Genomic DNA, 25,233 nt, shown 5'->3' on the forward strand with positions numbered 1-25,233 from the left:
TGGCATTGCAAGGGCTACATGATAGCCTTTTGGAAATGCAACCAAAGAATAGCAACCACGTTGGCTGCTGTGGCCAAAGTGTCCGGAAGCAAAAAAGCCGCCTCAGGGCGGAGGCGAATGCTGGCGTCTTTCATAATCGATTGGATACCGATTCACAAAACTCAATGAAACATTCTATCACGATCTGTCGTACTATGAAAGAATATAACTTTTACAAGCAAATCCATTGATCATCAGAAGGAGGTTATCCATTGTGAGTTTGCCGTCACAATTGGTTGTCATCCGCGGATTTCCTTTTGACGGGGGATCAACCTTTCGGCTTCTGCAATCCAGCACCTTATTGGGAAGAAAAGATGGGTCATGGGAACCGGATATCGCATTTGACAACGTCTACGTCTCTCGAAAACAGGCATCGATTTCCTTTGAAAACGATCACTACTATATTATGGATTTGGACAGCAAGCATGGAACAGAAGTCAATGGGCAGCGGCTGATGCCCTTTGTGCCGACGATTCTCGCAGCCTCCGACAGCATTTCATTTGCAAGGGGGATGGTTGCTCTTGTTTTTTCTCCGGTAAATCTGGAAGAGACATTGGACTTTAAACCCTTGTTCCTGCAAGGCAGTACCCCTCTGGAGGAGGACCCTGTGAGACAGATCATTTGGATTCATGGCCGCAGCTTTCACTTTTCCGAAAAGGAATACAGATGTCTGGAGCTTTTGTTGCGCAAGGAACGGCAATTTGTCGGCAAAGACGAAATCATTCGCTATGTATGGCCGGAGCGGCCGGCAGACCCGTTGCTTCCCTCCGTCAGCTCGGAGGAAATCAATTCTCTTCTCTACCGAATCCGCAAAAAAACGAATCACGCCGTCACTATTGAAAATATCAGAGGCAAAGGTTACATATTGAAGCTGTTGCCGCCACAACAGACAGAATCGCAGGCGCCAGCCCATTCCCGCTGCTAAATAGCTGCTGCTTGACATCATCAAAGGACCGGTGCACTTCACCGGTCCTTGCTTGTTGACGTTCGAGTCTTTCCCTTGCCCGACAATTGTGCTTTACGACGCATTCTTCAACACCTGCTGAAAGATACGCTTGACCTTCTTCGTGACGACACTGCTCCCTCCGCGTCCTTTCACATCTTCGACCATCATGGACAACAGCAGCTCCGGAGCATCGGCATCAAATCCGACAAACCATCCGTTTTCTTGGCCGTCCGCGTCTTTGCTCTGTTTCAATTCTGCCGTCCCGGTCTTGCCGGCGATGGATTTCCCCGGAATATATGCGCCGTGTCCCACTCCATCGGGGCTGCTGACCGCTTGAATGAGGTCTTTTCTCAATAGCGCCGCTGTCTCGGGAGTCATGGCTTGCTCCTTCCAGATGCCCGGCTCTTTTGTCTTGCCATCTTCCAGCAGCAGGGGGCGAGGGATATTGCCTTCGTTCACGAGTGCCGAATAAACCAATGCGACGTGAAGCGTGGTCATCTTTACTTCCCCCTGCCCGTAGCCGGTATCCGCAAGCAGAATTTCGTTCTGGATGCCGCTGTTCGAAAGCTGCGACTTGCTAAACGGATAGGGAATGGGCAATGCTTCGCCTATTCCGAACTTGGCGCTCTCTTTTTCAAATGCTTCGGCACCGATCTGCAGTGCTGCCTGCGCGAAGTATATGTTGTCCGAATAAATGAGAGACTTCAGCAGATTGACGGATTTCGCCGCATGGACGCGCGTGACGAAATAGTTGCCCCACGAACCGTCTTTGGCCCACGTCAGCCCGGAGATTTGTTTCTCTTCGCCGGGATCAATGGCATTTATATCCAGACCGATCGCAGCCGTGACGACTTTAAATGAGGAGCCGGGCGAATACCCCTTTGAAAACCGGTTCAAAAAAGGATTCCGGGGATCGTTCTGCCACTGCTCGTATTGACGGCTGGACAATCCGCGTATGAACGCATTCGGATCGTATGACGGGCTGCTCGACAAAGCAAGAATTTCGCCCGTCTTCGGCTGAATAGCCGCGACAGATGCCGACTCCTGCTTTACCTCGTCGTAGATGGCCTGCTGCAGGCTTGCATCGATGGTCAGCTTGATCGTTTCCCCCGGAACAGCCTTCGTTTCGGCAATCACCGCTTTTTGCTTGCCTTTTTCATCGGCAACGGCGATAACCGCTCCGTTTTTTCCTCTCAATCGGTCTTCGAATACTTGTTCCAAGCCGGCTTTTCCGATTTGATCGCCGATGCGATAGCCTCGATCCTTGTGCCGCTTCAGTTCCTCGGCACTCATCTCGCCTATATATCCGGTCAGGTGCGCTGCAGCCTCGCCATACGGATAGACACGCAGTTTTTTATCCTGGAAACTCACCCAAGGGACATTTCTGTATTCCGCTGCGGTTTCTTCCCCCGCAAACGCGATGGGAACAAATAAATCAGGCTTGACCCAGGAAGCGCTCAGCTTTTTGTCGATCTCCTCCACGCTGATGCCCAGCTTCTCAGCCAGTTCCGCTTTATTCTTTTCCGCGGACTCCCCCAGCTTCCCCGGAATGATGCCAAGCTGCAGAGCTGCTCCGTTTAGCGCCAAGCCGTTTCCGTGTCTGTCCAGTATCTCGCCGCGCTCCGCTTTAATGGTCTGCACCCGCACCTTATCTCCCTTTTCCATTTGCGGGAAAATAAGCGAGGGCTCCCACTCGATCAGCCACTTTGTTTCCTTGTCGAGCTCGGTCTTTTTGAGCTTTAGTTGATGGTTGAAATCCAGCGGACCGGCAACCGTGTCCATTTTGACGTGATAAGGGACGGTCATTTCCGCTTTTTCCGCCTCGTCTTTGCCAGCGGGCTGCTGCTCCACGGAGATCTTCTCGATCGAAAGGTTCTTTGCTTCGATCCCGTCATAGATTTTCTCGTAGCGCTGCGCGAATTGTTCGGCAGTCATCCCGGCTTTTGCCTCGGGCGTCAATTGTTCGTACATCTCTGAAAAATGCTGCTGCTGCCAGTCGGAAAGATACGCCTGCGCGACATCCTCGGGGTTTTCTTCCTGCTTGCTGCATCCAACCAGAGCCAAGATGAAGAAGAAGGCAGCCATCGTCCATACCTGTTTTTTCACTGTCCATTCACCCTGCTTTATTGAATGATGATAGCATTCCTTTCCTGATCGCTCAGAAGAGGGCCGACATTGGCCGGCCGGTTTACTGGCCGTACATGCGCTCCTCCTTCGTCGCGACAGCTACATCATAGGTCAGGGCGCATTCCCGATCAATAGATGAACAATGATAACAAAATGATAATGGGAAAACGAAAAAACGCTTGAGGCCACTTCAGAACCCCAAGCGTTTTGCGTCACGTTCATCAAACCATGATTTTGCAAATATCATTTGTAAATTCAACCGGATCTTCAACTGGCAGGCCTTCGATCAAAAGGGCTTGATTGTACAAGAGAGCCGTATACAGATTCAGCTTCTCCTTGTCTTTTTCATAGGCGTCTTTCAACGATTGGAACACGTCATGCTGAACGTTGATTTCCAGCACTTTGTCCGCCTTCACATTGGGGTTGTTCGGCATGGCGTTCAAGATTTTTTCCATTTCGATCGTCACTTCCCCTTCTGTCGACAAACAGACAGGGTGACTCTTCAATCTCTTGGATGCTTTTACTTTTTTCACTTTGCCCGCCAACAGGCTGGTCATATAGTCGAACAGTTCTTTGTTCTCGCTGTTCTCGGCTTCGTCGGCGCTTTGGCTATCATCCGCTTCGATGCCCAGGTCGCCGCTCGATACGGAACGGAATTCCTTGTCTTTATACTTTTGCAGCATCTTGATGGCGAACTCGTCGATGTCGTCGGTGAAATACAAAATTTCATAGCCTTTTTCGGCCACCAGCTCTGTTTGCGGGAGCTTTTCAAGCCGTTCATTCGATTCCCCGGAGGCGTAGTAGATGTATTTCTGTTCTTCCGGCATTCTCGCCACATATTCATCGAGCGTAACCAGCTTTTTCTCCTTGGACGAATAGAACATGAGCAAATCTTGCAGGACATCCTTATGGCTTCCAAAATCGCTGTAAACGCCGAATTTCAATTGTCTGCCGAACGATTTATAGAATTGCTCGTACTTTTCTCTTTCATTTTTCAGCAGACTTTGCAGCTGGCTTTTGATTTTGCTGGCGATGTTTTTCGCGATCAGCTTCAACTGCCGGTCATGCTGCAGCATCTCCCTGGAAATATTGAGAGACAAGCTTTCCGAATCTACCATTCCTTTGACAAAGCTGAAATGGTCCGGGAGCAGATCGGCGCATTTGTTCATGATCAATACGCCATTGGCATACAGTTCGAGGCCTTTTTCATATTCTCTGGTGTAATAGTCGAAAGGAATGCTCTCCGGGATAAACAGGATGGCCTGATAGGACACCGCGCCATCCGCGTTGATATGGACATGCGCGAGCGGCTTGTCGAAGCCGTAATGCTTTTCCGCGTAGAAGTTCTCGTAGTCTTCGTCCGTCAGCTCGCTCTTGTTTTTTCTCCAGATCGGAACCATGCTGTTGATCCGCTGTTCTTCCTGGTACTCCTCGTACTCGTTGTCGCTGCCTTCCTTCAGTCTTCTTCCGGTCACATCCATCTTGATCGGATAACGGATAAAGTCGGAGTATTTTTTGATGATCGCCCGCAGGCGGTACTCCTCCAAAAACTCGTCGAAGCTCTCTTCCTCCGTGTTTTCTTTGATCTTCAGGATGACGTCTGTACCGACCGTTTCCTTTTCGCACGGCTCAATCGTATAGCCGTCCGCTCCGGAAGACTCCCACTTGTATGCGCCGTCGCCGTTCAGCGCTTTGCTGATCACCGTCACGACATCCGCCACCATAAATGCGGAATAAAAGCCGACGCCGAATTGGCCGATGATCGCATGGCCGTCTTTCGTTTCGTTCTCTTTTTTGAACGCCAAAGAGCCGCTCTTGGCGATGACGCCGAGGTGATTTTCCAGCTCTTCCTTCGTCATGCCGATACCGGTATCGCGGATGGTCAAGGTTCTGTTTTTCTTGTCGGCAATGACCTTAATATAGTAGCTGTCTTTGTCAAAGACCAGGCTCTCGTCAGTCAGCGCTTTGTAGTAAATCTTGTCGATCGCGTCACTCGCGTTGGAAATCAGCTCGCGCAAAAAAATCTCTTTTTGCGTGTAAATGGAATTGATCATCATTTCCAAGAGCCGCTTGGATTCCGCCTGAAATTGCTTCTTTTCCATTGGACATTCTCCCTTCCCCGGAAACTTGGTTCATCGATGTAGCGATCGCGATAGCGAATCTTTTTTAGCACTCTTTGGCCTTGAGTGCTATCCACTATTTTTTATAGCAATACTCCCTTTTTGTGTCAACGAGGTTTAGTGACAGAACGCTCGTATCACGCCTATCAATCCAAATCCAGTCTTGGCGGCCGGTCCTGCAGCTTGCCTATCGAACAGCCGGATCCGCTATCGGCACATAGCCGGTCTTTTCCACCAGCCACTGTCCTTGTGGCGACAGGATCCACTCGATCAGCCTGGATACGTTCGGATTGTCGCTGCCCGCTGTCACAGCGTAGAACTCGGCAGTCAACGGATACTCCTTGCTGCTGATCGTGCTTTTCTCCGGCTTTACTCCCTCCACCTCAAGCAGGCGAATATTGCCGTTGCTTGCCATCTCGGTCGCGAAATAGAGGAATGAATAGCCGATGGCGTTCTTGTAGTTCCGGTAGTTCGCCGTCTGCTCGATAATTCTCCCCATCCCTTGGACCACATCCTCCTGGGGAGGGGTCATCAGCTCCTTGTCTCCCATGAACCTCTGCAGCATGCTTTGGCTTCCGCTGTTCTCCGGCCGCTGGAAGGCGCGAATCGCTTCATTGGGGCCGCCTACCTCCTTCCAGTTGGTGATCTTTCCCGAGTAAATATCCTGGATTTGCCCGGTCGTCAGCCCTTTCACGGGATTTTCCGCGTTGACGAAAAAGACGAAGGCTTCCCGACCAATCGGCGTCAGCTTCAGCTCTTTGCCTTTCCTTTTGGCTTCCTCCAATTGCGATTCGGAGGGAGCAAAGGCAAAGATGACATCTGCGTTGCCTACGATCAAATTTTCGTATGCCTGCGGAGTCTTGCTGACCATCACTTCGCCATCGTACAGATCGTACTGCTTCTCTGGATAAACCGCCTGCACAAAGGCGGCATATAAAGGATAAAACGCTGTCGCTCCGTCAATTCTGGGCAGCCCGGATTCCAGCTTGAGGGTCGAGGGCTCCTCCAGCTTTGCCGCTTTCGTATATGGCTGAAACGGGCGGTACTGCTCCAAATCTACATCCTGCTCGCCAACGGTTTCGATACTGTTATGGTAGGCGTAGTTGATCTCATAGCCTGCCACGGCCAAGAGACACAGGCCAAAACAGACCGCCAGCGATCGATAAAGGATACGCGGCTTGATTGGAGTGAACATTCGCAAAATAACGAACAGAATGAGCACAGCCGTTACTACTGCCGAAAGCGGCGTATAAAATTTTACTCCGCCTTGCAGCGTTGTAAACAACATCGCCATGAAACCGAAAAACAGCAGGCCAGCGATGATCACGATGCAGCCAATGATTTTCCCGATAAGATTGTACATGTCTGCCCCCTTGCTCTTTTCTCTACTGCCCATTATAAGCGAATGTAAAAGAATGGCAAAAGGAACAAATCAAAAACCCCTGGTTTCCCAAGGGCTTTTGATTGTCCAGCTTACCCAACCGGATTCAAGCTCTCATTCGTCACATCAAGCAGGACGGCGTTGATGCCGTTGAGGAAAGCCATGGCGCTCGCCTTGATGATATCCGTGTCCATGGCCCGTCCGGAGTACGTTTTGCCTTGATGATCGATGCGAATATTGACGCGCCCGATCGCTTCTTTCCCTCTGGACAAGCTGTTGATTTTGTAATCCTTCAATTCCACGTCCAGTCCCACCAACGATTTGATGACACTGTACAAAGCATCGATCGGTCCGTCGCCGACCGCGCTGTCTGTAAATTCCTCGTTGCCCTTTTTCAGCTTGACAGTGGCCGTCGGATACTGGTCATTGGTCATCACCTGGAAGGATACCAGCTCATACAGTTGACCGCAGCTTTGCTGCTGAAGCGCGCGGTGATTGGTGACCAGGTAGTAGACGTCGTGGTCGTACACTTCTTTTTTCGAATCGGCCAAGGCGAGGAATTTTTCAAACAGCGCCTCAAAGTCAGCCGCATCGCCTGTGTCAAAGCCCATTCTTTCCACCGCATTTTTAAACGCATGGCGGCCGGAGCGGGCCGTCAAAATCAGTTCCATGCTCTCCGCCCCTACGTCTTCCGGCGAAATGATTTCATACACCTGTTTATCCTTCAGCAAACCGTCCTGGTGGATGCCGGAGGAGTGAGCAAAGGCATTTTCCCCGGTAATCGCTTTGTTCACCTGTACATCCAGTCCAGTCAGGTACGTGAGCAGCTTGGATGTTCGCAGCAGCTCTGTCGTTTTGATATTGGTGGAGCAATTGTAGTAATTCTCCCGGACCTTGAGTCCCATCACGACTTCCTCAAGTGATGTATTCCCGGCTCGTTCACCCAAACCGTTAATGGTCACTTCGACCTTTTCCGCCCCGTTTTTCACGGCAGCAAGTGTATTCGCCGTAGCCATCCCCAGGTCGTTATGGCAATGGACGCTCAGGATGACGTCCTCATTGAGATTTTTCAACCGTTCGTTGATCTTGCGGATCAGCTCGCCGAATTCCTCCGGGACCGCATATCCAACCGTGTCCGGCACGTTGATGATGGTAGCGCCTGCTTTGACGACGGCTTCAATCGTTTTCCACAAATATTCGAAATCCGACCGGGATGCGTCCTCTGTCGAGTACTGCACGCGCGGAAGCAGCGTTTTGGCGTATTTCACCGCGTCGACCCCCATCTGCAGAACGGCGTCCTTGGAGCGGTTAAATTTTTTGTCCACATGGATGTTCGAGGTACCCAGCACGATGTGGATGAACGGGTCCTGCGCAAGCTTGATGCTATGGTACACGGCGTCGATATCGCTTTTGACCGCGCGCGCCAGTGCCGTAATCGAGACGGCGTCCCCTACGCTTTTGGCAATTTCCTGAACCGCTTGAAAATCCCCCTGCGACGAGGCGGGAAAACCGGCTTCAATCATATCTACCTGCAGTCGTTTCAACTGCTGTGCGAACTCGACTTTTTGGTGGACATTCAGTTTGGCGCCCGGCACTTGTTCTCCGTCGCGCAAAGTGGTATCCAATACGATAATGTTTCTTGTCATCTGTGCTTCCTCCCCAGTACTCCTTGTTTTCTGTATATCAAGCGGGGGCGGCTAAACCCGGACTTTAACCAACAAAAAAACCCCGTCTCTACGTATAGAGACGAGGTTGACCCCGCGGTACCACTCTACTTCATTTCCTGTGAAATGAGCTCATTCGATGGCCATCACCATCTATCCTTGTAACGGTGGAACTCCGGCTTACCCTACATTGTCAGGCAGCAGTTCATAGACGAGTTCGAAATGAATGATACTGCCGCTTCGCACCGACCAACGGCTCTCTGAAAGATCTTTTCATTTCTACTACTTCTACTCATAACCATTTGCTTGTTAAATTATTGGAAATTGTATTACATTCGTAAAGTTGTGTCAACAGGCAAATCTTTTTTATGCTTGGGGTATCTTGCTCATATCCCTGTACAGCATATTCCACCGATGGCCGTCCAAACGGTGAAACCGATCCCGTACATCCATCCCAAATCCTTGTCGCGATGGAGGCGTCTCTTTTTAAGACGCCGCTACACTCTTAGTGCAATCTCTAGTTTCTCCTGATAAAAGGTTGTAAAAATTCCGTATTATGGCTTATCCTAAACCTAATCTGGAAGGAGAGGACGTGCAAACCGGTAATGGTGCGTACAGAACCAATCATTGCAGTGAATGATGTGAAGGCCAGTTCGCAGTGGTATCAATCGCTGCTCGCTTTCCAAAATAGCCACTCCAACGGCATATTTGATCAGCTTGTTGATACGGATGGAACATCCTGCTTTGCCTGCATCATTGGGGTGATCATGGGCATCCGTCGTTACTGAGTCCGGATCATGGAAAGCCTGGAAACGGACTGTTGCTCTTTTTCCGGGTTGACGATTTCGACCGTGCATGGGAAAGAGCTCAATCGCTTGGAACAAAGATTGAGGAAGAGCCCCATCTTAATCCGTTTGCCGGACACAATGAATTCACCTTGCGCGATTTAGACGGATATTATATCACAATTTGCTCTGTACCGGTTTGAGGTACGGCAGCACTCCCGACTCTCTCCTTTCGTTGGAAGGCGGCCTTTCAACTGCAGTAGCAAATGATAAACGCCACTACGGCAAAAAGAGAACCGATCAGAAACACCTTCTGAAAGGCCGATGCCCAGCCCCTCTTTGGAACCAACGAAAACACCGGCAGTTCAGCCGGTGTAAGGAAGCGTATTTATCCTTCTCAATCCTCTCTGTTTTGCAGGGGAATGAGTTTCCGTGCCCTTTCGTTTCTCAGACAAATCGCTCCCCAAGCCAACACCGCAAGATAGACCGGAAACAGGACATGGCTGAAAAGAGGAGCATCCATGCGAATGTGTGTAGCGATGGCCCCCCCGAAATAGCCGGTCAGCAGGACCGCGCCCAAAAAAGCTGTACGAGGAATCGCGTAAAGAATCGTGGAGATGAGTCCGAGTGTACCAATCACAGCAAGATGATGCTGGGCGTATCCGAGCTGCAGTGTTCCTTCCACTACGGGAGCTGGTTGAATAAATTTGAAAATACTGTCGAAGAGCATAAACAAAATGACAAGTCCGCTCATGATTCGCGCCGTCCACAGCCGGCTTTTTGAAATGCTGTTCATCCTGTCATTTCTCCTTTCCTCATTTTCCACTTTCGGGCGTTTTTACGATCAAGCTTCATTTCCATTCGTAATACCTTCCTTACCGCTTTGCTCTGACTTCTCCCATCCTCCCTTTCCCAGCAACCAGGATCGTGCCTCTTGTATACGTAAATAGTAGCAAAACAAATCATTCCTGGTTTCTTATGGATTGCTGTCATACGCTAGATGCCAACTCCATTCAAAGAAAATACCACGTCCGCTGACGTGGCTTGAATGTGTTTGTAAGCTCCAGCATGTCGGCAGGATCAATCCTGTACTCCTACACTGACCATACACCGAATACAAGCGGCAAGTTAACCCTCAATCTCCCAGGCCGGATTCCAGACTACCTCCCACAAATGGCCGTCCGGGTCCAGGAAGTGCCCGGAGTATCCGCCCCAAAAGGCTTCATGCGCCGGGTCTGTTATCACGGCCCCGGCCTTTTCGGCGAGTTCCATGATCTTGTCCACTTCTTCTTTGCTGCCGACATTGTGACCGATCGTAAATTCGGTTGAGCTTGGCGATGCCAAAGGAACCTTCGCCTCATGGGCGATGTCCTTCCGCTGCCAGATAGCGAGCTTGAGCCCGGCTTGCAGGTCAAAAAAGGCAACGGCGCCGTGTTCAAATTCTGTACCGATGATCCCCTGTGTCTGCAAACCGAGTCCGTCGCGATAGAATGTCAGCGATCTTTCCAGATCGTCTACCCCCAATGTAAGAACGGAAATTCGCGGTTTCATCATCTTGAACAGTCCTCCCAGAGCTGATTTTTTTATTCACTTTTCACATATGATCGCCGGTTGCCACCCTTTTTTATAGTAAAAAACGGACACGTTTCTTTGCTTTTTACCTGTTTGAAAACCTGGTTGGGAGTCAATCCATAATAACGTTTAAATTGATTGATCAAGTGCGCCTGATCGTAATAACCGTATTTTACAGCTACGTCAGCGAAATGGGACTGCGATCCATTATTCAGCTCTCGCAGCAAGCTCTGAAAGCGGATGATGTCTGAAAGCTCTTTTGGGCAGACCCTCAGCTCTTTTTGAAAGCCTCGTCTTATATTCCGGTCACTGTATCCGAGCAAGTCAGCCAAAGAGCTCATCGAAACCATTCCGCGACTGACGTACATGTATTGCAGACTCGTTTGCAGCAGATCGTCGGAATCAGCTGCCTGTGCATGCAAACATTTCAGCAAATCGAGCAGTTCGCGCTGCACGGCAGGTGTTTGAAAAGGAAGATACATTCGCATGTGAATTCACTTCCTTTTGATCATAGATTCATCGACGCCGGGATTGTATGTGCGGCAATGCTCATAATTCAGCAGTATCGAGGGATACCGATTTTTGCCTTCTCTGAGCCCGGTACTGCCCCGGCGTCAATCCCGTCCATTTTTTAAATGCAGCTTGAAATGCGCTTGGCTCTGTATAATGCAGCAAGTAGGCAATCTGACTGATGGAATACTCGTGCTTGTTTAAATAAACCAACGCGATTTCCTTGCGAACGCGAGCCGACAACTCATTATAAGACGTACTCTCTTCCTTTAGCTTCGCTTGCAGTGATCGCGTACTCATCTGAAACGATGCTGCTGTCTCCTGCAAAGTCGGAAGAGACGCAGGCATGCACGCCATCATCCATTGGAAGACACGGTCCGAAAATTCCCTTCCTCTGAGCAGCTTCTCTCTGACTTCTTCTGCGATCGGTTCAAAAGCTCTCCGCAATCGCGGATCTGAATACAGGATCGGATATTGCAGAACCTCCTTGCTCATGCGCAGCCCATTTTCCCGCCCGTCAAAGCGCGGCTCTACGCCGAATATGGACAAGTACGGGCCGTCATCCGCAGGAGCTGCATGGGCAAATTGCAGCTCCTTTATCGCAATGGACCGGTTGCTCATGCGGGCAATCAAATGATACAAGGAGCTGACCATATCCTCCACGCACTGGCGGGACATCGGCGTTGGGGTTGTCTTGTAAAACCGGAGGATCGCATCGTCTCCCTGCTCCTCCCAATCCAGATTATACCCGCTGCAAAGAATCACGTTGTACCTTTGATAAGCCTTCAGCGCATCGACGATTCTATCGGAGTGCATCATGACATAGCCGAGAATGCCCATATCGGCGATGTCCGTAAGCTCTCCCTGATGCAGGCCGAAATAGTCGTCCTGCGTAAACCGGGCGGCTTCGTTCATCAACCGCACCAGCTCGCTCTCGTCTATGCGGGCGTCCACATCCTGCAGCTTCGCCATGTCAAAAGAAACGTGACGGCAAAACTGCCCGAAATCGAACCCTTTTTGCGCGATGGTCTTCATGATCGGGTACACCATGGAAATGGCAAATCCCTGGTCATCCATCAACGTCCAAGCCTCCCTTTTGCGCAAAACAACAACATTTATGCGCTTTGCATCATTTATGTGTCCGAAATTCATCCGTTATACTGAATACAGTCCTTCTTTCCATCCTATCACAATGAATGAATCGCATCGGAAGGCTACGGTTTTTGCTCCCGCCCGGCAGTGTGTGCAAACCGCGGAGGCAGCCAATTTTTTCATAATACGCACAAAGGGGGATACAGAAAGTTGAATATTCTCGTAATCAACGGACATCCCGATCCGGAAAGCTTTTGCTCTGCCTTGTCCCATGCTTATATGGAAGGGGCCTCCAGCACATCGGCACAAATTCGGACCATCGACTTGAGCCAAATTGAGTTTGATCCGAATTTGAAGTATGGGTACCGGAAAAGAACCGAGCTTGAAAGCGACTTGCAGGAAGCGCAGGAATTGATCCGCTGGGCCAACCATCTCGTCATTGTCTACCCGACTTGGTGGGGAACGATGCCTGCCATCCTGAAGGGATTTTTTGACCGCGTCTTTTTGCCCGGGTTCGCGTATAAATACCGAACAGATTCTCCATTATGGGATAAGCTCTTGACCGGAAAAACGGCGCGTTTGATCGTCACTATGGATACGCCTGCCTGGTACAATCGCTTGATCTACAGACAAGCCGGGCATCTCGTGATGAAACGAAACATCTTGCATTTTTGCGGGATCAAGCCAGTGCGTGTGACCGAAATCAGCCCGGTGAACTCTTCATCGGAGAAGCAGCGGGCCAAATGGCTGGAGAAAGCAAGGCAGCTAGGCTCCAAACTGGCGTAACGCCGACGGATACTGTCATTCACTGGCGATTCGCAGCAACTTCCCGCTCTCCTATTTGTAAGTTGCCGACTCCGTACGGACGGACTCGCTGTCCATTGCAGCTTGGACTTTGATTGTATGCGGACCGCTCTCCGTGTTTGCGATGGCAGAGCTCAAGGAAAAATGGGGTACCTGCAGCACCGCCTTGACCGATTCGCTCTTCTCAAGCACGCTGCCCCTCCAGCGGTATATGTTTACATCCGGCCAGTGAAGGTGCAAGCCTTCAAACTGATTGACCAGTTCATCCGCTCCGTCTCCGTCCAGGTCTGCAAGACGCGGGTTCCCCCAATCCTCAAAGGCGAACCATTTGTCTTGGGAACTATCATAGTAAAAATAACCCATCCTGGCCGGTCCGTTTGCAGCTAATGCCGCTGCACCCTGCAGCACGTAATTTGAGCCCGCAGCGGCATGGTTTTTCTCCAACAAGACCACGGAAGCCTTTTTCTTTTGAATGGCGTCTTCAATCAGACTGGCAGAAAAACATTCCCGATAGCCGAACGTCTCTCCTTTATGTTCAAGAAGAGCAACAGCCTGGTAATCGGAACCGCAAGAGGCAACCGGATTTGTTTCTTTAAACACTTGCAAAAATGCCGGGCTTCCCGCTACGTTTCCGAATGGAATGGTTCCGGCATGCTCCCATGTCTGGGCAGGCTTTGCATTTTCGAGTTCTGTAAGCTCAACCGCTTGGAACAAGAGTGCAGCCTGTTCAGGGAACGAATACGCAGCGATGCCTTCTGCTTCCGGCTCCAAACGTGCTTGCAAGCCATAGCCTTCTGAGCGAACCGTTTTTTCAAGGCCATCCCCGTCGACCCGTAAGGTTGGTTCGGATTCCATTGGGTTGCCGCAAGCACTTGCAGCTACTACTAGCAAAATCATCACTGTGCAGAGATGAATCCGTATGTTACCCATCAGCTTTTTCTGCTCCTCGTACAAATTTCAACTAAATAGACGGCTGATCCCATGAAAAGTTTCCTTCTGGCCTGCCATGAGGTCCGTTCAGTAAAAAACCACGTCTTCCACAACGTGGTTACATTTATTTCGTGAAAACCCAGAAGGTACTTGCTCTATATCGAAGAATTATATTCGAAATGGCTACCAGCCACACGAATTATGATGAAGGAGAGGAACGGATGGAAAAGTTGATCGAGGAGTACCGCCAAGACCATGAGCTGCTGCGAGAAGCCGTTGAAGGATTGTCTGAGGAGGAGTTGCGGTTCCAACCTGCACCGGACAAATGGAGCATCCACCAGATTCTTATTCATGTTGCAGATGCCGAAATCTTGGCGACACATCGGCTGAGAAAAGTCTTGGCGGAGGAAGAACCGCTTCTCCTGTCATTTGATCAGGAAGCCTGGACGGATAACCTCGGATATGATCGATTGGACCGCAAGCAGCATATGCTCCTGTTCCAAATGCTGCGGGCCAGCATGCTGCCGCTTCTCGAAAATCTGACTCCCGAGCAGCTTGAGCGGGTCGGGCAATATCCCGATGGAGTGCGGTACACGTTCAAAGAGCTGCTGGAATTGCGCGTCCAGCATGTCCATGACCACCTCTCCCAGATTGAGCGGGTAAAGCAGGCATTTCGGGAGCATAGGCTATAAGGAGGACCCTCCTTCGCCCGACCTAACAACAATCTACTTGGGCCGGAACGTTAGCACATGGCCTGTTTCCTGTGTGTCCGCGATGGATGTGGCATGGTACACTCCCTCAACCCATGCACCAAACTGATCGTCGTACCAAGGGCTTTTTACATGTCCCGACTGACCGGGACCGACTACATGATACCCCTTTGTCAAATCATTCGTATCGACGACAAACCGCCAGGATGCCCCGTGGTTGATGAGGCCCGTCTTTTGATTGTAGCTGGCGGCCTGGACAGTTACGGCGCTCCCCCCTGCCGGGATCGGTTTTGCCCAGTTAAAGAGGTAGTTCAGTCCGGTCACGCTGGACAAGGGGTGAAGAAAAGACATTTGATGAGCCTCGCCCCACTTCCATTTCTCGCTGTTTGTTCCGTGGGCAGCTTCGATTTCCGCAATGGCTTCCTGCAAAGCAGCGTGAAGCACCTTGGAAAGCCCTCCCTTCTCCTGTACCCAAGGACCCGGCTTGCCGGTGTGGGCTCTGCGGATCAGATCGTCGACGATTTGCCTCTTTCCTTCAAACAAGTCATTCATGCTGTCCGGTATTTGCTCCTTGAACAGGACATTCGCCACTTGTCGCATCCACGTATGAAATACGAGAGGCGCAGCCAAATCTTTGTCGTCGACGAAATTCCATGTTTCCAGCACAGCGAGAACAGCCTTTTCTTTCTCCGTGAGCGGCTCCTTTTTCACATGCTCCAAAAAGATCGGCACGAATTCATCAGCCTGCAGGTTTGCTTGATCCATTTGCAGCTTTTGCATGTCCTCCACGGTCAGCTTTTCCTTTGCCTGCAGCACCTGCTGTATTCTCATTTGACGATACGGCTGTGCCCAGACATTGCTGATGTGGTACGGATAGCTGTCATCCGTGACTTTGTAATTCGCGCTGGAGATGAAGCCCTGCTTTGGATTCACAGTCTTGGGGAGCTGGTCGTACGGGATGTACCCCGTCCACTCGTATTCATCTGTCCACCCGGGAACAGGGACGAGGCTGTTGCCCTTTTTGCGGATGGGAATTTTCCCGTTTGCCTTGTAGGCGATGGTCCCATCCTGTGCGGCAAATACAAAATTTTGCGTCGGCGTGTGGAAGTCTTCCAGCGCCTTTTCAAACTCGTTCCAGTTTTTCGCTTTATTCATCCGCAAAACCGCTTCCAGCTCCCGGGATGGCTCCAGCGCCGTCCACTTCAACGAGAAAACGGTATCTTTGCCGCTATCTTCGGCGAACTCCGAAATAACAGGCCCATGTCTCGTAATGGTGACCTGATACGGGATCGTCTCTTTGTCCTTCACCCGGATCGGCTCATCGATGACCTGTGCTTCCTCCCATTTCCCCATGTAGAGAAACTGGCTCGGCTGCTCCGGATTTCTTTTTTCGATATACAAATCCTGTACATCCGGTCCCGTATTCGTCACTCCCCAGGCCACATGCTCGTTATGGCCCAGAATAATCCCCGGGACTCCCGCAAAAATAACACCGCTCACATTTACCGAAGGAGCCTTCAGATGGGTCTGGTACCAAATGGATGGCGTCGCCAGGGACAGGTGCGGATCATCCGCCAACAGCGGCTTGCCCGACGCGCTTTTTTTGCCGCTAACCACCCAGTTGTTGCTCCCATTGAATTCAGGGGGAATGATCGCTTTGGCAAAGCTTTTCTCGACATCTACTTTTCCATCCCCGATGGGCGGAATGATCGGAGGCCCCGCTTTTTCCTCGTTCGGGAACAGATCGTACGCCTTCTCTTTCGGAAAATGGTTCAGGAGGTAATAGCGAAACGCTTGCCCTTCCCAATGCCCGCCCAGATCATAGGCCATGTATTTTCCGATGGTCAGCGAGTCGAGCGGCGTCCATTCCTTTGGCTCATAGCCCAGAAGTGCAAATTCGATGGGCAAGGCTCCCTTTGCCTTCGCCTCGCTGATGTAGGCATTCACCCCGTCTGCATACCATTGCAGGATATCCTTGGCTTCCTGCGAGTAGACCTCATGGGAGAGCTTTGCCGCTCTGCGCAATCCGAGCGTCCGGAAGTATTTATCGCGGTCCACAGCCTTCTCGCCAATGACTTCGCTGAGCTCGCCGGATGCTTGCCTTCTGCTCAAGTCCATTTGAAACAGGCGGTCCTGTGCCGTAACATATCCTTGGGCCATGAATAAATCATGCTCGTTGCTGGCGTAAATATGCGGGACGCCATGCTCATCTCTTGCGACCGTTACCGATTCTGCAAGCCCCGCCACGGAAAGCTCGCCTTCGATCTGCGGCAGCGACCTTGCTATGTATGCGTTTGCGATTCCAAATAAAACAGCGCTGATTACAAGCAAAACAACCACTGCGGCAACAACAATCTTGACCGCTTTTTTCCTTCTGCTCACCTTCTGTTTTTGAAGCACAGCTTCCATTGAACTCGCCCCCCCTTTTGTACAAGGTAAAAAATGAATGACTATTCAGTGAATTTTCTTTAGTATACCACAAAACCGCCCAATAGAAAAAAATTCCAACCCCCCCGAAACCTATCCCCGGATTTCCCGACGATCTTGAGTCGTTCCTGCATGCAAGCTGTTGCCCGTGCACTGGCATTTCGCGGATGCCCGTATCGATTTGAACGTTCCGGGCGTAACTGTAGTTGGGCATTGGCTGTCTTGTCCACAAAAAGGTTGACCGCCCTGTTGCTGCTTCCTGTATGTTGAACTGGTGCCAACTTTGATTTCACGGGCGAGAACGACTGCTCCCGTCCGTCCATTTCTTATTTTTTTCGGTAACCGTCACATTTTGATGTGGCTCCTTCGTTGTTTAGGATGAAAGGGGGTGAGCGGTTTGGATGAAGCTGAACTACAGGGGATCATCGCTGACGTATTGAAGGGTGATACCGAGAAGTTCGAGAAGATTATGCACCTCTACCAAAAATCGATTTTTCTCTATTGCTATCACATGCTGGGCCATCATTCCGAAGCCGAGGACAGCGGCCAGGAAGTATTTTTGAAGGCATATCGCTATTTGGAGAAATACAGGCCCGAGATTCCGTTTGGCGCCTGGCTGTACAAGATTGCCTACCATCAGTGCATCGATGTGTTTCGCAAGCGAAAACTGGCGAAATATCTCCCCTTCTTTTATCGGGACGAGAAAGAAAACAAACACGTGGATCAGCAAATCGAAGCCCATTATTTCGACGAGTCCGTGCATAAGGCGATGTCGAAATTGTCGGTGGAAGAGCGAACCTGTTGATTTTGCGCTGTGTAGAGGAAAAGAGCTATCAGGAAATCAGCCTCATTCTGAATCAAAGCAGCGCCACTCTTCGAAAAAAATACGAACGTTCGGCTGCGAAATTCCGCAAGTACTATGCCCAAGGAAAGGAAGTGGGACCAAATGAGATCGGACAGGGATCAGGATTTGAGAGAACTTTTTCATGACCCACGAATTCCCGATGTAGACTTGACGGGAAAAGTGATGGGGAAATTGTACGCCGAACAAAAAACAAAGGAGCGATTTTTCGTGAAATACAAAGTGGGTTTATTGGTAGCGGCAGGAATGGTTTTGACAGTCTCTTCGGCTTTTGCAGCAGTCAACTATCACTCTTTGAAAAACAAGCAGGGAAATGTGGTATATGAGAAAAAAACATTGGAAGAATCAGGCTATACTCGTCCTTCCAAAGATGAACAAATCCGCTCGCTGAAAAGCGGCGGATACGCCGACGAAGTGTTGCAAGAAGGCACGGCCGGTCTCTTTTATGTCGTTTCGGACATTCCGGATATGAAAATTTACACCGAAAGCAAGGGCATTTCCTTTACGGATGTGTCTAAGCTCCGAGACAAAATGAAGGATCAATCCGTCAAGATTTTAGACAGCCTGGAAGGCAAATACAAGTTTGAAAGTGCAAGAGTCGACTTTGAGCCTATGACTTATGTGAATCCTCTCAGCCCGGAAGAAGAGGCAGCCATTGCGAAAAAGCTGAAGAGGCAGGCCGAGGAGTCCAAAAAAGAGTTTGCCATGATGCCGGTGGCGCTGTCGAAGGACTACTGGAGAATCCTCAGCATCTACAACAACCAAGGAAAAGACATCCGGGTTACGATGTCCAAAACAAGCAGCAAAGAGACGGTTATCGTTCACAAAGAGTGGGACCTGAAGGAAGAAAAGCTAATGGTAAAAGGGGTAGAAATGATCTTCACGGATTTTGGCACGGGGAAAAATATTCAATGGGTGTACGACGTGCCAAACACGAACCAGACGATCCGCTACCATATCGAAACATCCAATCCGGTGACCAAAGAAGAGTTGGTCAAGATCGCTGAGTCGTACCTGGATTAATTTGCGTGGCGGGTTATCCAAGGAAACGATTTACGTACTCTAGCTGATCGTTTCAGATGATCACCAAGTAGACAGAAGTCTTTCTAGACACAGGTTTGACAAGCTGGCAGAATCGCGTAATGCAGAATCGTCAAAGCGCCCCTTGCTTCTTCCAAAGCCAGGGGCGCTTTAATATATACAGTCCAATCAAGAGACATCCAACACGACTTTCCCTCGTCCATGACCTTTCTCCACCTCTCGATGAGCATCGGCCGCTTGTTCCAGCGGAAACGTTTTTCTCATGAACACCTGCAGTTGTCCTTCGGCATACAGCTCGACAATCGCGGCTAAACGGGCGCCGGAGCGCTCCCGGAAAATGACGACAATGAACGATGCCCTCTTTCAGGCTGCGGGCTTTACGTCCAATTTCGTTTGCCGGGTAGTTCTAATCGTCTTGCACGTCTTTACCTCCTCGCTAAAAGGTTGTTGGGGAGCCGTATCCCTCTGCCACCGATAAAGCAAAATCGATGAACCCCGAAACCACCCCATCCTCTCATACGTATTCTCTTGCAAGATGACAAATATTCCAAAATTATCGAGGTGCAGTCAATCATGGAATCTATTTCTATCGTTCCCTACCGCCCCGAACTGGCCGCAGCCGTCGCTGACATGTGGAACGCCAGCCGGGATAGCTGGGGGGGCGGAAACTCGATTACAACGGCGGAACAAATCCTGCAAGAAGAAGCAAGCTCTGATTCTCTTGCCGTTTACCTGGCGATGGATGGCGATAAGGTCGTTGGCTACTGCAGCCTGGCCGAGTACCGGGAAGATACGGGTGCCCTCTATATCCCGCTGCTCAATGTGCGTCCTGACTACCAAGGAAAAAAAGTGGGACGCATGCTGCTTGCACGCGTGCTGGAGCAAACGATCCAGCTCGGCTGGCCCCGACTTGATCTCTACACGTGGGCAGGAAACACGAAGGCTGTACCCCTGTATAAAAAATTCGGCTTTTTCTGGGAAGACCGGGACGATACCACTCATCTCATGAACATGATCCCCACTGTGCTAAGGACAGAGGCAATCGCCCCCTATTTTGAGGAGCTCGACTGGTATCAGGACTCCACCCGGGAGATTGTCGTTGAACCCGACGGGAGAAAGGAAAACGGCTTTGACTATTTCACCTACTCCTGGGCAAAAGGCGAAAAGAGCCTGCGCGTGGAGTTTGAACGGCTCGGCCGCGGCATGCGCCTCATCGAAACAGAAGACTATCTCCTGTCTGCGGAGGTTGAAGGACCGAGGCTGGTCTTTGGCCGGGAGTACCAGATTCACTACCGGATCGTCAACAAATCGGGCAAGCCGCTGCAGATTTCCTTGAAGGGAGCACCCAACGAAAACATCCGCTTTGATTATCAGCAGGAGCTTGCAGTTACCGGGGAAACGACACTGTCGGCAAGCTTTTTTGTCGGCGGGATCACCGAAGAACAAAGCGTCTGGCGTACGCATCCCCATGTCTGTACGCACATCCTGATCAACGGCAAGGCCGCACTGTTTCAGGTGGGAATTCTCCCCAAGTTTCCCGCTTCCCTTTCCCTGCAAGTGCCCGGGCTCACCTATCCGGGGCGGACAGCACAGTTTTATTTGGATGTGGAGAACAGCTTTGAAGAAGAGGCAGAGTTTTCCTTCGAACTGCCCTCCTGTTCCTTTCTCCGCATCAATCAGCAGCGCCATACACTCCGGCTGCAAGGCAAAGAACGCGTCTCTCTCCCGCTTGAAGCCGACCTCTATGAGCACGGCTTTTACGAGGCCGATGTGCAGGTAGAGGCGAAGCTCGCGGATGGCGGCTCTGTCTCTTTTTCCAAAAAAATCGGTGCCGCCTTTACAGGACCGGGCGCCATGCTGTCAGGGGAAACGGAACAGACGTGGCAGGTGCACCACGGCCTCCACGCGCTCTACTTCAACAAGGAAGACAACGAGATCACCGTTGTCAGCGGCACTGGCGGAGAGCCAACCTATCTCACCTATCCGAAGATCGGCAAGCCGTATTCCAGCGAGTTTTCCAAAAAACGTCCCGAGAAGGTCGAATGTATCGTGGAAAAAGGAGCGATCGGCTTTTGCGCTGCTTACCGCTCCGGCTCATTCCCTCAAATTGCGTTGATCGGAAAGACGCTCCTCTTCGGAGACGGCACGGTTGTTCACGAATTGGAACTGACCAATCTCTCCGCAGACAGGCTGGGTACGGAGCTGTGGCTCAGCCAAGGCTTTGCCCATCCTATTTTCCGCCCGATCCTTCCGTATCAAGGCCGCTATGTCCAGACACCGGCATCGTACGGGAGCGACATGGACTATTGGGACGGCGAGCTGATCAGTGAGAACTGGCTGTTTTCAAGAAACGATATCCCCTGGGGCATGTGCTGGCCCGAAGAATACCGTATCGATCTTCAAGGCTGGCATATGTCTCTGGAAACCAGTCTCGGCATACTGGAGCCGCATGGCAAAAGGACATTTGGCCCCTTCTACATCACCTGCGGGAGCTTTACGGATTGGAAGGAATTCCGTGCGTTTGCACGAAAAGAAGCATTGCCGGCGGACTTGTCCCTGACCGATCATCTGGAGCTGGTTGTGAGCGAGCACAATCCTTTTACTGATAGCGATAAATTTGAAGTACAGGTAAAAGAGTACAAGCAGCAGTATCTCGATGGAGAACTGACTGCTTCGCTGGAGAGCATGCCAGATAGCGGACAAGCGCAGCGCTTTGCGGAGGATGAGGAAAAGACGGAATCCGGCTACTCCTTTGCCGCACCAGAAAAATCCTGTGAGCTCGTCCGCATAGACGGGCGGTTTGCGACACATGAGACTCATTTGCGCAGTGTTGTGTTTCCGGTTGGGCCAGGAAAGGTTTTACTGGAGACGGCAGAAGAAAAAGGGCAGCAAGTCTATATCGCCGACAATGGCCCGCTGCGGATCAAGGCAGCTCCCGAGTTCTCGCCGTCACTCTTCTCGCTTTCCAGCCACGGCCAGGAATGGCTGGCTACCTCCTTCCCGGAGCGCGGGCCCAAATCATGGTGGAATCCGTGGACCGGCGGGATTGGCAATATCATCGCGGAGCTGAACTCGTTTTCCCTGATCAAGGAGGAGCGGACGGCCTCCTTTGTCCATCTGGTTGATAACAGGCAGAATGTCTGGCAGGGCATCAAGCTGAGCTACGATGTGCAGAAGCAGGAAAAGTATCGCGGTCTGACATGTCATCAGTATTACCTGCTTCTGCCGGGTGTCCCTGTCCTCTGCCATACCGTAGAGATCGTGCAGAATACCGGAACGTATTTTGCCGGCAAGGAATGGTCGACAGAGATCTTTTTGCGGACAGAGGATACAGACGAAGAGATTTGGCTGAAAACCGCAGGAGCAAATGGCGAGGAACTGTGCTACAAGCTGGGGCAGGGTGAACTGTCCGTTGCCGAAATCTCCGATTATATCGTCGGCTCCGCTTCGCGCAACGACCAGATGCACATTGTCACCGACCTGGATACGGCAGATGTGAGCCTCTACGCCAACAAGGAAGTGGCCGTCGCCTCGGTCGTGCGCGAACTCAACCTGCCGAGCGGCAGCACTGCCTTTACCCCGCCCGTCTTTTTCGTGTTTGCAGACAAGAAGATCCCGTCCGATTCCCTGTCTGCATTGCGGGTAATCCGGTTTTCCGAGCAAGGGAGGACACGCGATGAAAATCATTGATGCCCATATGCATTTGTCCCATATCGAGGAGTTCAAGCGGACTGCGGCAGAAAAGTCGGGGGTTGATTACTCTGTCGCCGGCATCCTGCAGGAATACGCGGAAAATGGAGTGGTACTGGGGATCGGCATGGGGCTTACGGAGACAAAACAGGACGGCTTCCCCGATGCGGAGGCTGCCACTCCAATGGGTCTTGATTTGACAGAAGAACTCCCGCCGCAGCTCGTGTACTGCCTAGGAATCAATCCTTTCAAGCTGGATCAAGCTGCCGTGGCCAGGCTGGAAGCAGACCTGCAAAAGCCAAACGCGGTCGGACTCAAAATCTATCTGGGCTACTATCCCTTCTACGCCTACGATAGCGTCTATGACCCGGTCTACGAGCTGGCGGCCAAGCATCAGGTGCCTGTCGTCTTCCACACCGGCGATACGTATTCGGAGCGAGGGCTGTTGAAGTACTCCCATCCGCTTACGTTGGACGAGGTGGCGGTGAAGCATCGGGAGGTTACCTTTATGATGGCCCATTTCGGCGATCCGTGGGTGCTGGATGGGGCGGAAGTCGTTTACAAAAACCGCAACATGTTCGCTGATCTCTCCGGCTTGATGGTAGGAGATGCCGCCAATTGCGCCCGGCTGAAGGACTCCCCGCTCTTTTTCGCCCATTTGCGCCATGCGATCACGTACTGTGACCACTATGACAAGTTTTTGTTTGGAACCGACTGGCCCCTTGCTCCGGTGAAGCCGTACATTCAGTTCGTCCAGGAGCTGATTCCGGCCGAATATCACGAGGATGTGTTTTACAAGACGGCTCTAAAGGTGTTTCCGAAGATCAAAGCGTTGGTTGAGTAGACTTTGGGACGCTTGCTGTCACATAAGAAATCCCATGTCGATTCGCGTTTAACCTGCGAAGGAACATGGGATTTTTCTTGTTCTTGAAAACTCCTTCATTCTTTCTTTTACCCTCCCCCTTTTCAATCGTAATAGCCTTTTTCAAAAACAATTACGGTCTCCACCGGATTCTCTGGCTCATATATGCCAAATTCAGCATAAACCCCGAACCCGTACTTATGTGAGATGAACCCCGCCTCTATTTCCAAGTCGCTATCATATTGCCTGACGAACTCCATTGCCTCTTTCAATGAGCAATCCAGGAGATTCTTTCCATGAAACAGAACAGACGCCGGCGGAAAAAATTCGATCGCATTGCAAATCTCAGGCTCCTTGTAGTAGACAAAGCAGATGCGATAATCATCTTCTTTCTCGTGCAGCCGTCGGTATTTTCGCGGATTAAAATTCAATGCTTTTTGAACTTCTGCCGGTGTCATCCCAAGTCGCAAAACGCCTGCACCCACATAAGGATCGATCACAAATTCCGTAATGCCGGGATACTCGCTGTCATTTTTGGGACGATCCTCTTTGGGAACATTTCTCGGAGGCTCTGGATCCGGAATGTTGTACTTTTTTATGATCTTTTCCTTTATATCATCGGGAAGCAAAGCCCTCTCCTCCTTGAGAAAAATCATATTCGACTCAAACCATCCATCTGCTCACCTATACAGTTTCCGCAGCGGTAACGAGCAATGGAACTTTTTCGAGCCACTCTCTCAAACTTTAGCACAAATTGCCAACGGTCTATATCGCCTCTCAATCACACATAAGTTCCAATTCGATCCTTTCAACGCTTCCCCTTCCATACAGATACATTTTTCTTTGTCCGCATAACAGAAAAAACGGCATCTCTGCCGTTTCTGTATGGGTAGATGAATTTGCAAGACGGACCTCACCCTCGCTGCACACGATGCATAAAGTCCTCCGCCGTCATGACATGAGCGGTCGACACATTGAGCAGAGCGAGCGTGACGCGGTGCACTTCCTCTGCCGGGACCTGGCCAAACCCAGTATCGGGATAGTCATACGTTCCGGTCGCATCGGAGAGAAAGGCGACGCGATACCCCAGGTACATCGCATCGCGGGCGGCGGAATGGCAGCAGTTTTCCGTCGTTACCCCGGTTATGGCTACCGTCTCGATCCCCTTGCTCCTCAAAATGATGTCCAGATCCGTACCGAAAAACGCGCTGTAGCGGTGCTTTTTAATCACCGGCTCACGGGGCTGCGGCGCCACCTCCGGATAAATTTCCGCACCCGGTCTGCCATCTATGAGACAGGCCCCTTCAGCGATCGGCGGATAGATTTCGCCAAACATGCCAAGGTCTGACCCATCCTCGCGATGAACATGCGCCGTATAGATCACCGACATTCCTGTTTCCCGGGCAAACGCAAGAAGGCGAAGCAAGGTGGGCAGGATGCGGCGCCCCATCGGCGTCTCAAGCGGCGCACCTTGTGCGATAAAATCATTTTGCATATCTACGACGAGAATGGCCGTCTTTTTCGGGTCAATCTGTTCAATCCGCATACCCATAGCAGTCGCCTCCCGATCTTTTGTCCAGCGCTTTTGAAGCATTCGCTCGGCAGCACCAGCTTGCCAGCCTAATGGAATCATTCTATCAGAGGTGCAGCCGCTTGAGTGTAATCCGGTTA

General features: G+C 51.0%; 22 protein-coding genes and 1 other annotated feature. Of the genes, 9 read left to right on the forward strand and 13 right to left on the reverse strand.

The window, feature by feature from the left end:
* Positions 1 to 253: 253 nt before the first annotated feature.
* A complete protein-coding gene (locus V5G20_RS20495; protein WP_003387887.1) occupies positions 254 to 964 on the forward strand; it encodes an FHA domain-containing protein in 711 nt (236 codons plus the stop codon).
* A gap of 93 nt (positions 965 to 1,057) precedes the next feature.
* On the opposite strand, the gene V5G20_RS20500 is transcribed toward V5G20_RS20495, so the two are convergent.
* The 4 genes from V5G20_RS20500 to V5G20_RS20515 all read right to left on the reverse strand — a co-directional run bounded on the left by V5G20_RS20500 (position 1,058) and on the right by V5G20_RS20515 (position 8,259).
* Complete coding sequence (locus tag V5G20_RS20500) at positions 1,058 to 3,091, reverse strand: penicillin-binding transpeptidase domain-containing protein (RefSeq protein ID WP_409240976.1); 2,034 nt, start codon at positions 3,089 to 3,091, stop codon at positions 1,058 to 1,060.
* 242 nt (positions 3,092 to 3,333) lie between these two features.
* Positions 3,334 to 5,214: a molecular chaperone HtpG gene (htpG, locus tag V5G20_RS20505; protein WP_003387888.1), complete on the reverse strand. Its 1,881-nt coding sequence runs from the start codon at positions 5,212 to 5,214 to the stop codon at positions 3,334 to 3,336.
* Positions 5,215 to 5,419: 205 nt separating this feature from the next.
* Positions 5,420 to 6,595: a PstS family phosphate ABC transporter substrate-binding protein gene (locus V5G20_RS20510; RefSeq protein WP_338461996.1), complete on the reverse strand. Its 1,176-nt coding sequence runs from the start codon at positions 6,593 to 6,595 to the stop codon at positions 5,420 to 5,422.
* 110 nt (positions 6,596 to 6,705) lie between these two features.
* A complete protein-coding gene (locus V5G20_RS20515) occupies positions 6,706 to 8,259 on the reverse strand; it encodes a 2-isopropylmalate synthase (RefSeq protein WP_003387893.1) in 1,554 nt (517 codons plus the stop codon).
* Between the two features lie 93 nt (positions 8,260 to 8,352).
* Positions 8,353 to 8,582: a binding site (T-box leader), on the reverse strand.
* A 300-nt stretch (positions 8,583 to 8,882) separates the two neighbouring features.
* On the opposite strand from V5G20_RS20515, the gene V5G20_RS20520 reads away from it, so the two are divergent.
* On the forward strand, positions 8,883 to 9,065 hold the full coding sequence (locus tag V5G20_RS20520) for a hypothetical protein (RefSeq protein ID WP_218032624.1): 183 nt from the start codon (positions 8,883 to 8,885) through the stop codon (positions 9,063 to 9,065).
* Positions 9,066 to 9,097: 32 nt separating this feature from the next.
* The gene (locus V5G20_RS27165; protein ID WP_375338681.1) at positions 9,098 to 9,265 is read left to right on the forward strand and encodes a VOC family protein; all 168 of its coding nucleotides are present in this window, start codon (positions 9,098 to 9,100) and stop codon (positions 9,263 to 9,265) included.
* A 194-nt stretch (positions 9,266 to 9,459) separates the two neighbouring features.
* Here the strand turns inward: V5G20_RS27165 and V5G20_RS20525 are convergent, their stop codons facing one another.
* The 4 genes from V5G20_RS20525 to V5G20_RS20540 all read right to left on the reverse strand — a co-directional run bounded on the left by V5G20_RS20525 (position 9,460) and on the right by V5G20_RS20540 (position 12,221).
* Positions 9,460 to 9,858 carry a DoxX family protein gene (locus V5G20_RS20525; protein WP_338462001.1) on the reverse strand — a complete coding sequence of 133 codons (399 nt, stop codon included), beginning with the start codon at positions 9,856 to 9,858 and terminating at the stop codon, positions 9,460 to 9,462.
* Positions 9,859 to 10,190: 332 nt separating this feature from the next.
* Positions 10,191 to 10,613, reverse strand: coding sequence for a VOC family protein (locus tag V5G20_RS20530; protein WP_024984441.1), 423 nt, complete (start codon positions 10,611 to 10,613; stop codon positions 10,191 to 10,193).
* 32 nt (positions 10,614 to 10,645) lie between these two features.
* Positions 10,646 to 11,122, reverse strand: coding sequence for a helix-turn-helix domain-containing protein (locus V5G20_RS20535; RefSeq protein ID WP_051925443.1), 477 nt, complete (start codon positions 11,120 to 11,122; stop codon positions 10,646 to 10,648).
* Positions 11,123 to 11,183: 61 nt separating this feature from the next.
* On the reverse strand, positions 11,184 to 12,221 hold the full coding sequence (locus V5G20_RS20540) for an AraC family transcriptional regulator (RefSeq protein ID WP_031932271.1): 1,038 nt from the start codon (positions 12,219 to 12,221) through the stop codon (positions 11,184 to 11,186).
* Positions 12,222 to 12,446: 225 nt separating this feature from the next.
* Between V5G20_RS20540 and V5G20_RS20545 the strand changes: the two genes are divergently transcribed.
* Positions 12,447 to 13,022, forward strand: a complete 576-nt coding sequence (locus tag V5G20_RS20545) for an NAD(P)H-dependent oxidoreductase (RefSeq protein WP_031932270.1) — start codon at positions 12,447 to 12,449, stop codon at positions 13,020 to 13,022.
* Positions 13,023 to 13,073: 51 nt separating this feature from the next.
* Here V5G20_RS20545 and V5G20_RS20550 read toward each other — a convergent pair whose 3' ends face one another.
* Positions 13,074 to 13,970 (reverse strand): hypothetical protein, encoded by an 897-nt coding sequence (locus tag V5G20_RS20550; protein WP_155807991.1) that lies wholly within the window; start codon positions 13,968 to 13,970, stop codon positions 13,074 to 13,076.
* A gap of 221 nt (positions 13,971 to 14,191) precedes the next feature.
* Between V5G20_RS20550 and V5G20_RS20555 the strand changes: the two genes are divergently transcribed.
* Complete coding sequence (locus V5G20_RS20555; RefSeq protein ID WP_039071101.1) at positions 14,192 to 14,662, forward strand: DinB family protein; 471 nt, start codon at positions 14,192 to 14,194, stop codon at positions 14,660 to 14,662.
* 33 nt (positions 14,663 to 14,695) lie between these two features.
* Here the strand turns inward: V5G20_RS20555 and V5G20_RS20560 are convergent, their stop codons facing one another.
* Positions 14,696 to 17,089 (reverse strand): penicillin acylase family protein, encoded by a 2,394-nt coding sequence (locus V5G20_RS20560; RefSeq protein WP_327956541.1) that lies wholly within the window; start codon positions 17,087 to 17,089, stop codon positions 14,696 to 14,698.
* Positions 17,090 to 17,495: 406 nt separating this feature from the next.
* Here V5G20_RS20560 and V5G20_RS20565 point away from each other — a divergent pair, with 406 nt between their 5' ends.
* Positions 17,496 to 17,912: an RNA polymerase sigma factor gene (locus V5G20_RS20565; protein ID WP_338462007.1), complete on the forward strand. Its 417-nt coding sequence runs from the start codon at positions 17,496 to 17,498 to the stop codon at positions 17,910 to 17,912.
* A gap of 267 nt (positions 17,913 to 18,179) precedes the next feature.
* Positions 18,180 to 18,992, forward strand: coding sequence for a hypothetical protein (locus tag V5G20_RS20570; RefSeq protein ID WP_155807992.1), 813 nt, complete (start codon positions 18,180 to 18,182; stop codon positions 18,990 to 18,992).
* 186 nt (positions 18,993 to 19,178) lie between these two features.
* On the opposite strand, the gene V5G20_RS20575 is transcribed toward V5G20_RS20570, so the two are convergent.
* Positions 19,179 to 19,358 carry a zinc-binding dehydrogenase gene (locus tag V5G20_RS20575; protein WP_081607739.1) on the reverse strand — a complete coding sequence of 60 codons (180 nt, stop codon included), beginning with the start codon at positions 19,356 to 19,358 and terminating at the stop codon, positions 19,179 to 19,181.
* 225 nt (positions 19,359 to 19,583) lie between these two features.
* Between V5G20_RS20575 and V5G20_RS20580 the strand changes: the two genes are divergently transcribed.
* Complete coding sequence (locus tag V5G20_RS20580; protein ID WP_172920918.1) at positions 19,584 to 22,700, forward strand: GNAT family N-acetyltransferase; 3,117 nt, start codon at positions 19,584 to 19,586, stop codon at positions 22,698 to 22,700.
* Entirely contained in the window at positions 22,687 to 23,544 is an 858-nt protein-coding gene (locus V5G20_RS20585; RefSeq protein WP_003387913.1) for an amidohydrolase family protein, read from the forward strand. The genes V5G20_RS20580 and V5G20_RS20585 overlap by 14 nt, the downstream gene beginning before the upstream one ends.
* Positions 23,545 to 23,666: 122 nt before the next feature.
* On the opposite strand, the gene V5G20_RS20590 is transcribed toward V5G20_RS20585, so the two are convergent.
* Together V5G20_RS20590 and V5G20_RS20595 are read right to left on the reverse strand one after the other, a co-directional pair.
* Positions 23,667 to 24,191, reverse strand: coding sequence for a hypothetical protein (locus V5G20_RS20590; RefSeq protein WP_051925441.1), 525 nt, complete (start codon positions 24,189 to 24,191; stop codon positions 23,667 to 23,669).
* Positions 24,192 to 24,475: 284 nt separating this feature from the next.
* Positions 24,476 to 25,114 carry a cysteine hydrolase family protein gene (locus V5G20_RS20595; RefSeq protein ID WP_024984450.1) on the reverse strand — a complete coding sequence of 213 codons (639 nt, stop codon included), beginning with the start codon at positions 25,112 to 25,114 and terminating at the stop codon, positions 24,476 to 24,478.
* Positions 25,115 to 25,233: the final 119 nt, after the last annotated feature.

Origin of the sequence: Brevibacillus borstelensis (assembly GCF_036700025.1) — a bacterium.
Classification (GTDB): Bacteria; Bacillota; Bacilli; order Brevibacillales; family Brevibacillaceae; genus Brevibacillus; species Brevibacillus borstelensis.